At 71.9% G+C, this 15,696-nt stretch carries 12 protein-coding genes; 8 read left to right on the top strand and 4 right to left on the bottom strand.

Translation table 11 applies throughout. From position 1 onward, the window contains the following. Positions 1–22: 22 nt before the first annotated feature. A complete protein-coding gene (gene radA, locus AC07EJ_RS23380) occupies positions 23–1,432 on the bottom strand; it encodes a DNA repair protein RadA (protein WP_389487433.1) in 1,410 nt (469 codons plus the stop codon). 254 nt (positions 1,433–1,686) lie between these two features. Here radA and AC07EJ_RS23375 point away from each other — a divergent pair, with 254 nt between their 5' ends. Further along, positions 1,687–3,489 carry a BACON domain-containing protein gene (locus AC07EJ_RS23375; RefSeq protein WP_393586796.1) on the top strand — a complete coding sequence of 601 codons (1,803 nt, stop codon included), beginning with the start codon at positions 1,687–1,689 and terminating at the stop codon, positions 3,487–3,489. Positions 3,490–3,569: 80 nt separating this feature from the next. Here AC07EJ_RS23375 and AC07EJ_RS23370 read toward each other — a convergent pair whose 3' ends face one another. After that, positions 3,570–4,382, bottom strand: coding sequence for a DUF3109 family protein (locus AC07EJ_RS23370; protein ID WP_478884938.1), 813 nt, complete (start codon positions 4,380–4,382; stop codon positions 3,570–3,572). Positions 4,383–4,615: 233 nt separating this feature from the next. Between AC07EJ_RS23370 and AC07EJ_RS23365 the strand changes: the two genes are divergently transcribed. From AC07EJ_RS23365 to ilvD, 4 genes are all read left to right on the top strand, one after another. After that, complete coding sequence (locus AC07EJ_RS23365; protein WP_389487429.1) at positions 4,616–5,548, top strand: Ppx/GppA family phosphatase; 933 nt, start codon at positions 4,616–4,618, stop codon at positions 5,546–5,548. A 189-nt stretch (positions 5,549–5,737) separates the two neighbouring features. Continuing rightward, complete coding sequence (locus AC07EJ_RS23360; protein WP_389487427.1) at positions 5,738–6,562, top strand: sugar phosphate isomerase/epimerase family protein; 825 nt, start codon at positions 5,738–5,740, stop codon at positions 6,560–6,562. Beyond that, positions 6,559–7,194, top strand: a complete 636-nt coding sequence (locus AC07EJ_RS23355) for a TetR/AcrR family transcriptional regulator (protein ID WP_389487425.1) — start codon at positions 6,559–6,561, stop codon at positions 7,192–7,194. The genes AC07EJ_RS23360 and AC07EJ_RS23355 overlap by 4 nt, the downstream gene beginning before the upstream one ends. Before the next feature lie 211 nt (positions 7,195–7,405). Further along, entirely contained in the window at positions 7,406–9,259 is a 1,854-nt protein-coding gene (ilvD, locus tag AC07EJ_RS23350) for a dihydroxy-acid dehydratase (RefSeq protein ID WP_478884876.1), read from the top strand. Positions 9,260–9,517: 258 nt separating this feature from the next. Here ilvD and AC07EJ_RS23345 read toward each other — a convergent pair whose 3' ends face one another. Then, complete coding sequence (locus tag AC07EJ_RS23345) at positions 9,518–11,890, bottom strand: serine/threonine-protein kinase (RefSeq protein ID WP_478884875.1); 2,373 nt, start codon at positions 11,888–11,890, stop codon at positions 9,518–9,520. Positions 11,891–12,123: 233 nt separating this feature from the next. Between AC07EJ_RS23345 and AC07EJ_RS23340 the strand changes: the two genes are divergently transcribed. Further along, complete coding sequence (locus AC07EJ_RS23340; RefSeq protein ID WP_389487419.1) at positions 12,124–12,441, top strand: SH3 domain-containing protein; 318 nt, start codon at positions 12,124–12,126, stop codon at positions 12,439–12,441. Positions 12,442–12,621: 180 nt separating this feature from the next. Here AC07EJ_RS23340 and AC07EJ_RS23335 read toward each other — a convergent pair whose 3' ends face one another. Then, on the bottom strand, positions 12,622–13,332 hold the full coding sequence (locus AC07EJ_RS23335; RefSeq protein ID WP_478884874.1) for an alpha/beta fold hydrolase: 711 nt from the start codon (positions 13,330–13,332) through the stop codon (positions 12,622–12,624). A 126-nt stretch (positions 13,333–13,458) separates the two neighbouring features. Between AC07EJ_RS23335 and AC07EJ_RS23330 the strand changes: the two genes are divergently transcribed. Beyond that, a complete protein-coding gene (locus tag AC07EJ_RS23330; protein ID WP_389487415.1) occupies positions 13,459–13,986 on the top strand; it encodes an EamA/RhaT family transporter in 528 nt (175 codons plus the stop codon). A 128-nt stretch (positions 13,987–14,114) separates the two neighbouring features. Beyond that, positions 14,115–14,888 (top strand): class I SAM-dependent methyltransferase, encoded by a 774-nt coding sequence (locus AC07EJ_RS23325; protein ID WP_389487413.1) that lies wholly within the window; start codon positions 14,115–14,117, stop codon positions 14,886–14,888. The last annotated feature ends 808 nt before the right edge of the window (positions 14,889–15,696 follow it).

Raw genomic sequence — 15,696 nt, 5'->3', positions numbered from 1 at the left:
ACGGGCGAGACCAGGGCAAAGTCTACCGGCGCTCCTCCGTCTCCCGTGGGGCCTCTCGGCGACGGCTCCTGGGCAGCACGCGCAGAGCGTCCCCCATGTCGGCGACTTCGATGACCTTCATACCGTCAGGCACCTTGCCGGGGTCGCTCGGGACGAGGGCGTGGGTGAAGCCGAGCCGGTGCGCCTCGGAGAGCCGGCGCTGCACGCCGGTCACCCGTCTGACCTCGCCCGCGAGGCCCACTTCGCCGATCGCGACGAGGTTCTTGGGGAGCGGGGTGTCGCTGGCGGCGCTGGCGAGGGCGAGCGCGATGGCGAGGTCCGCGGCGGGCTCGGTGAGCTTCACACCGCCGACGGTCGCGGAGTAGATGTCCCGCTTCCCCAGCGCACTGATCCGCCCGCGCTGCTCGAGCACGGCGAGCATCATCGAGACGCGAGACGTCTCCAGACCGGAGGTCGTACGCCGAGGGGACGGGATCTGGGAGTCGACGGTGAGGGCCTGGACCTCGGCGACCAGAGGCCGCCGCCCCTCCAGGGTGACGGTGAGGCACGTCCCGGGGACGGGCTCGTCGCGGCGGGTGAGGAACAGTCCGCTCGGGTCGGCGAGTCCGGTGATGCCTTCGTCGTGGAGCTCGAAGCAGCCGACCTCGTCGGTCGTCCCGTACCGGTTCTTCACGCCGCGTACGAGACGCAGGCGCGCGTGCCGGTCGCCTTCGAAGGAGAGGACGACGTCCACGAGGTGCTCGAGGAGACGGGGTCCGGCGATCGCGCCGTCCTTGGTGACGTGACCCACGAGGAGGGTGGCCATGCCGCGCTCCTTGGAGGCGCGGATCAGGGCGCCGGCGACCTCGCGGACCTGGGCCATGCCGCCGGGGGCGCCGTCGATCTCGGGGGAGGCGACGGTCTGCACGGAGTCCATGATCAGCAGCGAGGGCTTCACTGCGTCCAAGTGGCCGAGGACCGCGGACAGATCGGTCTCGGCGGCGAGATAGAGATGGTCGTCGATGGCCTTGATGCGGTCGGCGCGCATCCGGACCTGGCTGGCCGACTCCTCGCCCGTGACATACAGGGTGCGGTGCTCGTCGCTGGCGGCCTTGGCGGCGACGTCGAGCAGGAGGGTGGACTTGCCGACGCCGGGCTCGCCCGCGACCAGGACGACGGCGCCGGGGACGAGGCCCCCGCCGAGGACCCGGTCGAGCTCGGGCACGCCGGTGGAGCGGGCGGTGGCCTGCCGGGCGTCGACCTGGCCGATCGGGACGGCAGACGTCGTGACCCGGCCGGGCGCGGTCGTCCGCACGGCGGGCGCGCCGTACTCCTCGACCGTCCCCCACGCCTGGCACTCGCCGCAGCGCCCCAGCCATTTCGCCGTCTGCCAGCCGCACTCGGTGCAGCGGTAGGACGGCCGGTCCTTGCCGGATTTAGTACGGACAGCCATGCCCCGAACCGTAACCGAGACCACTGACAACCTGGCGCCGACCGTCACCCGCCGCCTTCCGCCGCCGGCCGGAGGGCCTCCGCGCCGGGTGTGCGCCCGTGCGCCCCAGCGCACATAAATGCACCGAGCACATGTTCCCCCGTACGGAATTTGCTATTCCCGTCCCCTTTTGAGGGATCGTTTCACCCGTACGGATTAAATGTCCCCAAGGGGGAGGAAGGGTGCGCCACCATCCGCCTACGGTCGCACGGGTGATGACCAGCAGGCCGGAAACCCCCACGCAGACCACCGGCGCACACCGGGCGCACCGCGACGGTCGCGGGCGACCTGCGCCGCGGACCGTACCCCAGCGCCCGACATCGCGCTACGAGCCTTATCTGGACGGCCTGTTCACGTACTGCCTGTCCGTCCTGTGCGATCACGACGACGCCATCGCGGCGCTGGGCGACGCCCTCGCGCTCGCCGAACGCCGCGGCTCCCGCGGCCCTGAAGTCGAGAGCGACCGTAAGGCGTGGCTGTACGCGCTCGCGCGCTGGTCGTGCCTGCGGGCCCTGACGGAGGCGAGGCGCCGCAGACAGGGGGTGCACGCCTCGGGCAGGCCCCGCCCCGAAACCCGGCCCGCGGAAAAGACCCCTTCCGTAAAGACTCGCTCCGCAAAGACGCCTTCCGTAAAGGCCCTTTCCGAAAAGCCCCCTTCCGAAGAGGGCCCCTCCGAGGAGATCCAGGCGCAGCGCCGCCGCGAGCTGGCGCTCCTGGCCTGGCCGGAGGCCGCCGGTACGACGCCCGAGCAGCGCGAGGCGCTGGAACTGGCCGTACGGCACCAGCTGTCGCCCCGAGAGGTCGCCGCCGCACTCGGCACGGACCCGGGACTCACCCGAGAGCTGCTGGCCTCCGCTGCCTGTGAGGTGGAACGCACCCGCGCCGCGCTGGCCGTCGTGGAGACCGGCAACTGCCCGAGCGTCGCGCGCCTCACCGGGGACAACCAGCTGCTGCTGAGCTCCGCCCTGCGCCGCGAACTGGTCCGACACGTCGACGACTGCCCCCGCTGCCGCCGCACCGCCGAGCGCGCCGCCCCCGGCGCCTGGCCCGGCACCGTGGTCACCCCGGCCGCCCTGCCCCTTGCGACGGCCCCGCGCGCGGCTCTGCACCGGGCGATGGCCCACGGCAGTCGCTCCCAGCGCGGCGCGGTACCCCGCTTCGACCGGCGCGGCTTCCCGATGGACCCCAAGGACCGCGCCGCCCGCCGCGACCGGCTACGCGCGCGTGCCGTCACGACGACGGTCGTCGCCACGGTCGTGGCCGCCCCGGTACTGGCGCTGTGGGCCGCGTACCGGGGGGCGCCGCAGACGGGCGAGGGCCAGGACGGGCGCTCGATCAGCGCGAGCGAGGCCGGCGACCCGGGCGGGCTCGACGGCAACCGCGCGGACGGCGCCTACGAGAACGCGGGCAACGCGCGCACGACCCCCGACCCCCGCTTCACCGCGGGCAGCCGCTCGCCGGAGGTCTCCGTGGAGGTCATCAGCCCCGGCGGACCCTCGCACTCCGGTCCGGGACGGCTCACCGTGGAGGCGCAGCCCAGCGGCTCGGCGACCCTCATCACGCTGACGGCGTCCGGGAGTTCACCGGTCCACTGGTCCGCGCACACCGGAGCCGGCTGGCTCTACCTGACGAGCACGTCGGGAACCCTGCGGCCAGGCGAGTCGTTCACGATCCGGGTGTACGTCGATCATGACCGGGAGCCCGCCGGTCACTGGTCGGCGCGCATCGGCATCGACCCCTCCGGGGCAGTCATCTCAATAGAGGGATACGGGAGTTCGGGCCCCTCGCAGCCCGGCACCTCGGATCCGGGCCCCGACCCGTCGAACACGGGAAACCCGGGCCCCGGACCGTCGGACCCCGACCCCACGCCGTCGGACCCGGGCTCGTCGGACCCGGACCCCACCCCGTCCGACCAGAGCCCTACGCCGTCCGATCCGTCACCGAGTCCGTCGGCCCCCGGGGACTCGTCACCGCCACCGAGCGGCGGCGGCAGCGGCGCGAGCCCCAGCGGCGGATAGCCAGCGGATCACCAGCTGATCGCCGACGGACAGCGGACAGCCGACGGACAGGCGAGGACGGTCCAAGGAAGAGGACCGCCTCAGGAAGCGGTGGCGGGATCCGCCGGATGCGGTGCGAGCAGCGGCAGCTGGGAGGCCAGGCGCTCCTCGCACAGCTCGGCGAGGCGGTCGTAGCCCTCCTTGCCCATGAGCTCGGTCAGCTCGGGCCGGTAGGAGACAAACACCGGGTCGCCCGCGCCGTGGGCCGACGTCGCCGAGGTGCACCACCAGTGCAGATCGTGGCCGCCCGGACCCCAGCCGCGGCGGTCGTACTCGCCGATCGATACCTGGAGCACCCTGGTGTCGTCGGGCCGGTCGATCCACTCGTAGGTCCGCCGGACCGGCAGCTGCCAGCACACGTCCGGCTTGGTCTCCAGGGGCTCGCGGCCTTCCTTGATCGCCAGGATGTGCAGCGAGCAGCCCGCGCCGCCCTTGAAGCCGGGACGGTTCTGGAAGATGCACGAGCCGTTGTACGGGCGGGTCTGCCGCTCGCCGTCGTCGTCCGTGGAGACCCAGCCCGTCTGCGTACCGACCTCGTGGTGCTGCCAGATGTCGGGCGTGAGCCGCGCCACGAAGCCGGCGACGCGCTTCTCGTCGTCCTCGTCGGAGAAGTGGGCGCCGAGCGTGCAGCAGCCGTCGTCCGCGCGGCCCGCCTGGATGCCCTGGCAGCCGCTCCCGAAGATGCAGCTCCAGCGCGAGGTCAGCCACGTCAGATCGCAGCGGAAGACCTGCTCGTCGTCCGCGGGGTCGGGGAACTCGACCCAGGCTCGGGCGAAGTCCAGCCCCTTCTCGTCGGGGACGGAACCTTTCGCCGAACCCTTCGAAGACGACTCCTTCGCCGATGACCTCTTCAGCGGTGACCCCTTACCTACTGATTCCTTGCTGCCTGATTCCTTTGTTTCCTTCGATTCCTTCGACTTCGGCGCCTTCGACGGCTTCGTGGCCGACTTGGCTTCCTTGTCGCTCTTACCGCGCTTGTCGCTCTTGTCGGCGTTGACCTTTTTCGTCTTTGGCACGGTTCCAGGGTAAGCGCGCTGCAGTGCCCTCGGGGACTGACGCCCGCCCCGCGCGCAGTAGCGTTCCGTATATGAGACTCGGTGTCCTCGACGTGGGTTCGAACACGGTGCACTTGCTTGTGGTGGACGCGCACCCGGGCGCGCGACCGCTGCCCGCGCACTCGCACAAGGCAGAGCTGCGGCTCGCGCAACTGCTCGACGACCGGGGTGCCATCAGCGCCGACGGCGTGGCCCGGCTGACCGCCACCGTGCGGGACGCCCTGGAGGCGGCCGAGGACAAGGGCGTCGAGGACCTCGTGCCCTTCGCCACCTCCGCCGTACGCGAGGCCAGCAACGCCGACGAGGTCCTCGCCCGGGTCAAGGAGGACACCGGCGTCGAGCTGCGCGTCCTCACCGGCGAGGAGGAGGCCCGGCTCACCTTCCTCGCGGCCCGCCGCTGGTTCGGCTGGTCGGCCGGGAAGCTGCTCGTCCTGGACATCGGCGGCGGCTCCCTCGAAATCGCGTTCGGCATCGACGAGGAGCCCGACGCCTCGGTTTCGCTGCCGCTCGGGGCGGGGCGCCTGACGGCGGGCTGGCTGCCGGGCGACCCGCCGGAGGCCGCCGACATCAAGGCGCTGCGGCGGCACGTGCGGGCGCAGATCGCACGCTCCGTCGGAGAGTTCGCGCGCTTCGGCAGACCTGATCACGTCGTAGCGACGTCCAAGACGTTCAAGCAGCTCGCGCGCCTCGCCGGAGCGGCTCGCTCCACCGAGGGGCTGTATGTCCAGCGGGAGCTGAAGCGCAAGTCCCTGGAGGACTGGGTGCCGCGCCTCGCCGCGATGACGGAGGCGGAGCGCGCCGAGCTCCCCGGGGTCTCGGAGGGCCGCGCGGGCCAGCTGCTCGCGGGCGCGCTGGTGGCGGAGGGGGCCATGGACCTCTTCGGGGTCGAGACCCTGGAGGTCTGTCCCTGGGCGCTCCGGGAAGGCGTGATCCTCCGGCGGCTCGACCACATGCCGGGCGTGTGACGCACGGGATGCCGGTGGCGTGACGCACGGAATGCCGGTGGTGTGACGCACGGAATGCGGGAGGTGTGACGCACGTACGGGCAGCGGCGGCCCCGCACTTTCCGGGCGCCGCCGCACTGAGGCGCACCCCACAGCGCCCGCGCGCCGGCCAACTCCCCGGGGCTCAGCCGTGGCCCGTACTCTGTCTGCGTGGCAGAACCAGTGGTGCGCATCCCGGATGCGAAGGTCGCCCTGTCGACGGCCTCGGTCTATCCGGAGTCGACGGCGACGGCCTTCGAGATCGCGGCACGCCTGGGCTACGACGGCGTCGAGGTCATGGTCTGGACCGACCCCGTCAGCCAGGACATCGAGGCCCTGCGCCGGCTCTCCGACTACCACCAGGTCCCGGTCCTCGCCGTGCACGCGCCCTGTCTGCTGATCACGCAGCGCGTCTGGTCGACCGACCCGTGGACCAAGCTCCAGCGCGCGAAGTCGGCGGCCGAGAAGCTGGGCGCGTCCACGGTCGTCGTCCACCCGCCCTTCCGCTGGCAGCGCCAGTACGCGCGTGACTTCGTCGACGGCATCTGGCGCATGGCCGACGAGACCGACGTCCGCTTCGCTGTCGAGAACATGTACCCCTGGCGCTACCGCGACCGCGAGATGCTCGCGTACGCCCCCGAGTGGGACGTCTCCAAGGACGATTACCGGCACTTCACGGTCGACCTCAGCCACACCGCGACGGCCCGCACCGACGCGATGTCGATGATCGACCGCATGGGCGACCGCCTCGGGCACGTCCACCTCGCGGACGGCAGGGGATCGGCGAAGGACGAGCACCTGGTCCCCGGACGCGGCACGCAGCCCTGCGCCGAGCTCCTGGAGCGCCTCGCGCTGACCGGCTTCGACGGGCACGTCGTGATCGAGGTCAACACCCGCCGCGCCATGTCCAGCGCCGAACGCGAGGCCGACCTCGCCGAGGCGCTCGCCTTCACCCGCCTCCACCTCGCGTCGGCGGTCCGGGTCCCCCGCTCATGACCGGCCCGGACGACGTCCCTCCCGTACGCCGCAGGGGCCGGCCCTCCCGTATGCAGACGGAGGCGGCGGGCCCCGCGACCCGCGACCGCATCCTGGAGGCGGCCCGCGCGGAGTTCTCCGAGCGCGGCTACGAGAAGACCTCGGTACGCGGCATCGCCAAGGCTGCGGGCGTGGACGCGGCGCTGGTGCACCACTACTTCGGTACGAAGGAGCAGGTCTTCGAGGCGTCCATCGAGGGCGCCTTCGCCCCCGCCCTGAACGCGCCGGCCGCGATCGAGGACGGCCCGGTGGACGGCGTCGGCGAGCGCCTCACCCGCTTCATCTTCTCCGTGTGGGAGAACCCGGCGACCCGCGCCCCGCTCCTCGCGATCGTCCGTTCGGCCGTGAACAACGAGACCGCGGCGGCCGTCTTCCGGCGCCTGGTCGCCGTACAGCTGCTGCGGAAGGTCGCCCGGCAGCTGGACCTGCCGCCCGAGGAGGCCGAGCTGCGGGCGGAGCTGGCGGCGGCGCAGCTCGTGGGGATCGCGATGCTGCGTTACGTGATCAAGGTGGAACCGCTGGCGTCCGCGGACATGGAGCGGATCGTCGAGCGGGTGGCACCTGTGGTGCAGGGACATCTGACGGGGGAGTGACGCCCGCCCCTGCGGCGAGTGACGCCCGCCCCTGCGGGGGCCGGTGGGGGCGGGGAGGACGGGCGGTGGGAAGGACGGGCGGCACGTACAGCGAGACGCCCGTCCCGCATTCCGGACACCCTGTCCGGATCTTGGATCGGCGGCGTACGCTCGGTATCAGCCCTATCTGCCGCACGGGTCCCTGACCGGGCCCTTGAAGGAGCGAGCGACGATGCCCGAGCTGAGGTCCCGCACAGTCACCCACGGACGCAACATGGCGGGCGCACGTGCCCTTATGCGCGCCTCCGGGGTACCCGGTGCGGACATCGGCCGGAAGCCGATCATCGCCGTGGCCAACTCGTTCACCGAGTTCGTGCCCGGCCACACGCACCTCCAGCCGGTCGGCCGCATCGTCTCCGACGCGATCACGGCGGCGGGCGGCATCGCGCGCGAGTTCAACACGATCGCCGTCGACGACGGCATCGCGATGGGCCACGGCGGCATGCTGTACTCCCTCCCCTCCCGCGACCTGATCGCGGACTCGGTCGAGTACATGGTCGAGGCGCACTGCGCCGACGCCCTGATCTGCATCTCGAACTGCGACAAGATCACGCCCGGCATGCTGATGGCGGCCCTGCGCCTGAACATCCCGACGGTCTTCGTCTCCGGCGGCCCGATGGAGTCCGGCCGCGCCACGCTGGTCGACGGCACCGTGCGCACGCTCGACCTGGTCGACGCGATCTCCGACGCCGTGAACGACAACATCTCGGACGAGGACATCCTCCGTATCGAGGAGAACGCCTGTCCGACCTGCGGCTCCTGTTCCGGCATGTTCACGGCCAACTCGATGAACTGCCTGACCGAGGCCATCGGCCTCTCCCTCCCCGGCAACGGCACGGTCCTCGCCACGCACACGGCCCGCAAGGCGCTGTACGAGAACGCGGGCCGCACGGTCGTGGACATCACGCGCCGCTACTACGACGAGGACGACGCGTCGGTCCTGCCGCGTAACGTCGCCACCTTCGCGGCCTTCCAGAACGCGATGGCGCTCGACATCGCCATGGGCGGCTCCACCAACACGATCCTGCACCTGCTGGCCGCCGCCCAGGAGGCGGGCGTCCCCTTCGGCCTCGAGGAGATCAACGAGGTCTCGCGCCGGGTGCCGTGCCTCGCCAAGGTCGCCCCGAACGTGGCGAAGGACCGCACGTACTACATGGAGGACGTGCACCGCGCCGGCGGCATCCCCGCCCTGCTGGGCGAGCTGTACCGCGCCGGCCTCCTCAACGAGGACGTCCACGCCGTCCACAGCCCGTCGCTCTCCGACTGGATGAAGACGTGGGACGTGCGCGCGGGCTCCCCGTCCGCCGAGGCCGTCGAGATGTGGCACGCGGCCCCCGGCTGCGTCCGCTCGGCGGAGGCGTTCTCCCAGTCGGAGCGCTGGGAGGCCCTCGACGAGGACGCCGAGAACGGCTGTATCCGGTCCGCCGACCACGCGTACTCGAAGGACGGCGGCCTGGCCGTCCTCAGGGGCAACCTCGCGGTCGACGGCTGCGTCGTGAAGACGGCGGGCGTCGACGAGTCGATCTGGACCTTCGAGGGCCCGGCGGTCGTCTGCGAGTCGCAGGAAGAAGCCGTCGACAAGATCCTTAAGAAGCAGGTCACGCACGGCGACGTCGTCGTCATCCGCTACGAGGGCCCCAAGGGCGGCCCCGGCATGCAGGAGATGCTCTACCCGACCTCCTTCCTCAAGGGCCGCGGCCTCGGCAAGACCTGCGCCCTGGTCACGGACGGCCGCTTCTCCGGCGGCACGTCGGGCCTGTCCATCGGCCACGCCTCGCCCGAGGCGGCGTCCGGCGGCACGATCGCCCTCGTCCAGGACGGCGACCGCATCCGCATCGACATCCCGAACCGCTCGATCGAACTCCTCGTCTCCGACGAGGAGTTGGCCACCCGCGGCGACGCCCTGAACGGCGTCTACGCCCCGGCCGCCAGGGACCGCAAGGTCTCGGCCGCGCTCCGCGCCTACGCCGCGATGGCCACGAGCGCGGACAAGGGTGCGGTGCGGGACGTTTCGAAGCTGGGCTGAGGACCGGCGGCCCGACTCTGCCCGAGGCCGCCTGGACGAACGCCGATATGAGCCCGCCCGGTGGCGATTTCGCTGCCGGGCGGGCTCATATCTGTACGAGGACTGCACCTTGCCTGCGTGATGTCCCGGCCCGAGCCGCCGGCGTTCCGGCGCAAGTATCCGGAGCCCCGCTCCGACTCACCGGCGTCCCGGCGCAAGTCAGCGCCCCTGCCCGAGTCACCAACGCCCTGGCCCGAGTCACCAGCGTCCCGGCCCGAGTCACCAGCGTCCCGGCTCCCGCCCGTCCACCGCGAACACACTCCCGTCCGGCGCACTCCCGTAGACGCGCCCTCCCTCACCCACGACGGGCGCGGGCAGCTCTCCGACCACCCGCCCGGGTTCACTCCCGAGCCGCGGTCGCGTCTGCCCGAGAGGCTTGCCGGTGCGGACGTCGGTGGCGAGGAGGCGACCGTCAGGGGCGGTGAGGTAGACGTGGCGGTCGTCGGCCGCGGGTGCCGAGCCCCTGCTGATGGAGGTTTCCAGCCGCCACCGCTGAGTGCCGGTCGCCGTGTCCACGGCCACGAGGGCCCCGCCCACGGCGAGGAGATACACGGAGTTGCCGTGCAGAGTGGCCGTTGCCTGAGGAAGGGCGGTCGGCAGCGCCGACCGGTGCACGCTGCCGTTCGTCGGCACGTAGCGGACGAGGGCAACGGTCTCGCTGGCAGTGTTGCGCTCGGTGAAGCAGACGGTGCCCTTCGAGGTGCCGACCGGGGCCAGGTTCCCGTTGAGCCGCCGTTGCCACCGAACGGCCCCGGACTCCGGGTCCACGGCACTGACCTGCGTACTCGAACCGTCCGGGGAGACGGTCGTCGCATAGGCGAGGCCCTTGCCGAAGTATGCGAACGTGGGCTGCGTCTGACCCGGCAGGCGGTGGCTCCAGACCTTGCTGCCCGTGGCGCCGTCGACCCTGGTGACCGTCCCGTCGGCCGCGGTGAGCAGCACCGTCCCGCCCGCGTGCAGCACGCGGCCGTCGTACGCGGCGACGTCCATGTCCCATCGGGGCTTGCCCGTACGGGGATCGAGCGCGCGCAGTCGCAGGCCGTCGGCACTGATCGTGTGGACGAGGCCGCCGGAGAACACGGGGGCCGTCGCCGTCGGCGAAGCGCCCGGATCACCGCCGGTGCCGGTGCCGGTGGACCTGCGACTCCACAGCACGTTTCCGTCGCGTGGATCGACGGACGCGGCGAGCACGCCGGGCAGTGCACATCGCAGCGCTCCGCCGCCGTACGAGCACGTCGGCATCACGGCGGCCGAGGCACCCGATCCGCTGCCCAGCCCGCGGACCCAGGGCCTGAATCCGTGCGCGGCGTGACCGGCCGTGGGGGCAGAGCGCGCGCTTGAGGGCCCGCCATCGCTCAGCGACGTGAGAGCGACGGACGCCGCGGCGACCGCGAGGACGACGGTCAGGGCACCGCCGACGATCAGAGCGCGCCGCCGACGGGCGACACCGGTTGCCCGGCTGCCGGCGGCCTCCGTGGAGTGGGGGCCGGGATGGTCGGGGGAGTGGCCCGTGTCCGCCGGCCTGTCGGCCGACGGGTTGTCGTCGGTCGGATCTTCGGCGAGTGCGCGGGACGAGCGGATGTGTGTCTCGGCGGCGGGCGCGCGGGACGAGTGGCTGTGCGGTGCCGAGGGGGCGCGGGACGAGTGGCTGTGCGGCGCCGCGGGCACGCCGTGGGACGGCCATCGGTCCCCGGCTCCAACTGTGGTTCCCGCCCCCGCTCCGGCCCTGCGCTGTGAGGGTATGAACGCCTGGGTGTCGTACAGCGCCGAGACCCGGCGCAGCTCCTTCATCAGCTCGTCGGGGGTCGGACGGTCCTCGGGTTCCTTGGCGAGACAGCGCATGATCAGCGGGCCCAGGTCGTCCGGGACGTCCGTCAGATCGGGCTCGTCATGGACCACTTGGTAGGCGACCAGGTAGGGGCTGTCGGAGTCGAAGGGGCCACGTCCGGTCGCCGCGTGCACCAGGACCGAACCGAGTGCGAAGACGTCGGCCGCCGGTCCCACCTCGCGCGGCCGGCGGAACTGCTCCGGCGCCATGAAGGGCGGCGTACCGATCAATTTGCCTGTCTCGGTGCGCAGTTCGCTGTCCTTCGGCCGCGAGATCCCGAAGTCGATCACCTTCGGGCTGTCCTCGGCCAGCAGTACGTTGCTCGGCTTCAGGTCGCGGTGCACGACCCCGGCGCGGTGGATGTCCCGCAGAGCCTCGGCAAGCCCGGCCATCACCTGACGCAACTGGGCCGGCCGCAGCGGCCCGTTCCGCTTCACATGCTCGGCGAGGGTGAGGCCGGGAATGAACAGCGTGGCCATCCATGGGCGTTCGGCATCGGGGTCGGCGTCCACGACCGGCGCGGTGAAAGCGCCGCTCACTCGTCGTGCGGCCGCGATCTCCTGTCGGAAGCGTCCCCTGAACTCGGGGTCCCTGGCGAACTCGGCATGCACGACCTTCACCGCGAGCTGCATTCCCGAGGCGGACCGCGCCAGATGTACGACTCCCATGCCGCCGGAACCCAGGTGTCCTTCAAGGCGGTAATCGCCCGCGTACTCGGGAAGTTCCGCTTCCGCGCCGGGTCCGGCGCTGCGGCCTGGCGGCATGGTCCACCCCCGTGGCTGTCATCCGTGAGCGCCCCGCGTGCAGCCGTTCGCACGAGCGACGCACGGAGCCTAGTCGATGATTCGTACGAGACGGACGAGGCTTGCTAGCCTCCGCGTGCATCAGCTGAACACACTGGTTTCAACGGGGGCTCAACGATCTCTGAACGAGCTCTGACGGAGTTCCAGCGGGTTCGGCGCAAGGAAGGCTCAGGAGTTCAACGGGGGAGGCCCGCATGGCGGTTGAGGAAAAAGAGGATTCAGGAGAGGCCGTGGAGGCCCTTGAGGGCGTGGAGGCCGCGGCGCAGCGCTACTACGCGGTCGCGCCCGGCACGACGCTGAACGTCCGCAGTGGTCCTGGCACGCACTACCGGCCGGTCCGTGTGCTGCCGCAGGGCGCCACCGTGCCGATCTTCTGCCAGCGCCCGGGGGAGACCGTCAGCGGCCCCTACGGCACGACCAAGATCTGGGACAACATCGGTGTCGGCGAGTACGTCTCCGATGCGTACGTGAAGACCGGCAGCGACGGCTACGTGGCGCCGCGCTGCGCGTAGCGGACTGCGGGGGCCGGTCGCGCACTCCGACGCGCGCGACCGGCCCGCGTCATTTCACTGCTGGCCCGCGTCATTTCATCGCCGGGCCCGTCATTTCACCGCCGGCCCGCGTCACCGTCTCCTCCGGCGGCTTTCGGCTGCCGTCCTCTCGGCGGCGGCCTACGGGGCTACTACCGTCCCTCAGCCCCCGCCCGCGCCCCCCGCCTCCTCAAGAAGAATCCCCGCCAGCTCCTCCGGCCGGGAGAACATCGGCCAGTGCCCCGTGTCCATCTCCCGCAGCCGCCAGCTCTCGCCGCGCAGCAGCTCGGCCACGTCATCGGTCGGCTCGGGACCGTCGAGCAGGCACTTGATGTACGTCGCCGGAAGCTCGCCCAGCGGGCGGGACACCACGGCCGGCTCCGACAGCGACGCGCCCGGGTGCGGCGTGGCCCCGCGCACCATCCGCGCGATCTGCGCGTCGTCGAGTCCCTGGCCCTCGCAGTCGGGTGCTGTCAGCGGCGGCCAGTACCCGTCGTTCGCGGCGAGTACGGCCTCCAGCGCCGCCGGCCCCTGCCACCACGCGGACACGAACGACTCCCCGTCCGCCGGAACATTCGAGTCGACGAACACCACGCGCTTCAGCCGGTCGCCGATCCGCTCGGCGGCCTGACCGGCCGGGATGCCCGAGTAGCTGTGCCCGACCAGGACGACATCGCGCAGCCCGAGGCGCTCCACCTCGCCGACGATGTCCTGGACATGGGTCTTCTGCCCGGCCGGAACGCCCTGCTTGTCGGCGACCCCGGTGAGCGTCACGGCGTGCGCGCCATGCCCGGCCGCACGCAGGTCCGGCACCACGTCGTCCCACGCCCACGCCCCGAGCCACGCGCCGGCGACCAGTACGTATTCCGTCATACGGCCAAGGTAGGGGAGGGGTACGACAATCCCGCGGGGATCCTCAGGCACCGTGGGTACCCACGGATACCCACGGTGCCTGCCCCACGCCGTCGCCCCACCCCGCGGCCCCGCCATAATTGACCCGTGAGCGACGAATCCGGCACCCCCCGCCCCGCCCCCGAGACCCAGGAAGCCGCCGGTGGCATCCCCGTCGGCCCCCAGCCCGAGGAGATCCGTTTCTTCGGCAGGACCTGGGTCGAGCACGACGGCGGCTACACCCGGCGCCGCGTCGCGGTCGCCGCGGGAGCGCTCGCCGGCGCGGCGGCAGGCTGTTTCGTGCTCCGCTTCGCGTACGAGGGCCTGGCCATCGCCGATGTCGGCTCCTTCGTGAACGTACTCGTCGTCCTGATGTTCGCGATCTGCAGCGCTCTCGCCTTCCGCCGCACGTGGGACGGCTTCTCGAAGCGCCCGGACCCCGAAGCGCAGGCGTCCCTGCGCGGCTTCATGTCGATCGGCTTCGTCGGCGTCCTGCTCGCCTACTTCCTGCGCTGCTTCTCGGAGGCACCGGGCGAGAAACTCCGCAGGCAGGAGTACGCGACCGCCCGCGAACAGTACGAACGCCGCAGCACCCGCCGCACCGGCAACCCGTCGAAGAAGAAGCGCAGGGGCTGACGCATATGGGTACACGCGGCGCCTAGGTACACGCGGCGCCCAGGTACACGTGTCGCCGGGGATGGGGTGCCGATCGAGCCGGGCGCCACGTACTGACGGGAGTCCCCGGCGCAGGACAGGATGGCGGCATGACCACCGTCTCGCGTGCCCACTCCTTCAACGCCGCGGCTGCCCAGTACGCCGCGAACCGCCCGTCCTACCCGCCCGCCCTCCTCGACGCCGTCGAAGAAGTCGCGGGACGGCCGCTCGCGGGCGCCCGAGTGGCCGACGTAGGCGCGGGAACCGGCATCTCGACCGCCCTCCTGCACGCGCGCGGCGCACGCGTGGTCGCCGTCGAACCGGGCGAGGGCATGGCGGTCGAGTTCCGCCGGGCGCTGCCCGGCGTACCGATTGTGCGGGGCGACGGCAACGCCCTCCCGCTCGCCGACGCCTCCCTCGACCTCCTCACCTACGCCCAGTCCTGGCACTGGACCGAGCCAGCCCGCTCGGCCCCCGAGGCGATGCGGGTCCTGCGCCCGGGGGGCGCGCTCGCGCTGTGGTGGAACACCGTTGCCCTCGACGTCCCGTGGATCGCCGAGCAGCACGATCGCATCGCGCGCCACGTAGGCGTCGAGACGGGCGCCAGGCAGCGCCCCGACGAGGCCCGCGCCACCGAACTGTCGGGCCTTACGGACCTGCCGGGACGGGGCGAGGTCACGCTGCGCCACGTGCGGTGGAGCCGGCATGTCCCGCTGGACACGCACCTCGCCAACATCGGCAGCCACTCGGCGTTCCTGGTCCTCGAAGAGGGCGCCGCGCAGGCTTTCCTCACCGAGGAGCGCACCCGCCTCAGCGACCTCTTCCCGGACGGCACGGTGGAGGAGGCCTACGTGGTCGAACTCCTGGTGGCCACCCGCACCTGACCGACAACCATCAGGACACTGCGGGCCGTACCGACAACCATCAGGACACAGCTGGCCGCACCGACGACCCATCACGGCGCCGGCGGACGTACCGGCGACCATCACGGCGCCGGCGGCCGTACCGACAGCCATCACGGCGCCGTCGTCCGCACCCGTACCGCCCACCCGTCGCGCCCACCGTCCCGCCACCCATCCCTCCAGCGCAGTGGCGCACACGTGATCAAGGCGCCTCAGCTCACCCAGCTCCAGCCGCACGTCGCGGTCGGCGGGCAACGCCTACAGCGCGCCGAGCAGCTTTGGCAGCCGCAGAAAAGTGGCGCTGCCGGCCACCCGCCCGCCCAGCCCGAGAGGTTCGCCGCGACGACCGCGAGGCGCCGTCGCAGCGAGCGCTCTCACAGCGAGGCGCCCGTCAAGGCGAGGCGCCCTCATCGCGAGCGCCGCCACCGGAATCAGCCCCAGCGAGCTGGGCAGGACGACCACGAACAGCGGCGGCCACACCCCGTGCAGGATCCGTTGCCACCGGAACGCCCCGGTCACCTTTGCCGCGGGGAAGCCCCGGTCACCGCTGCCGCCCGAAAGCCTCGGCTGCCTTTGCCGCCCGGACGCCCCGCTCCGAGCCCCTTCCCTCTCCCCCCACCCGCTCTCTCCCCCCCCATTACCGTCTTCGTTGGCTCCGCAACGGAGCTTCCGGCCTCCGAGGCCGGCATGACTTCCCCCCCCTTGTTAACCATGATCCGGGGGGTGGTGTCACCGGTCCCGGAGGCACTGACTGACCGCTGATTAGGGGCATGACCACCGACTTTTCGCA

The organism is Streptomyces sp. NPDC045026, from assembly GCF_056432625.1.
Note: the sequence above shows the minus strand (reverse complement) of the source record. Positions and strands in the feature narration are given on the sequence as shown.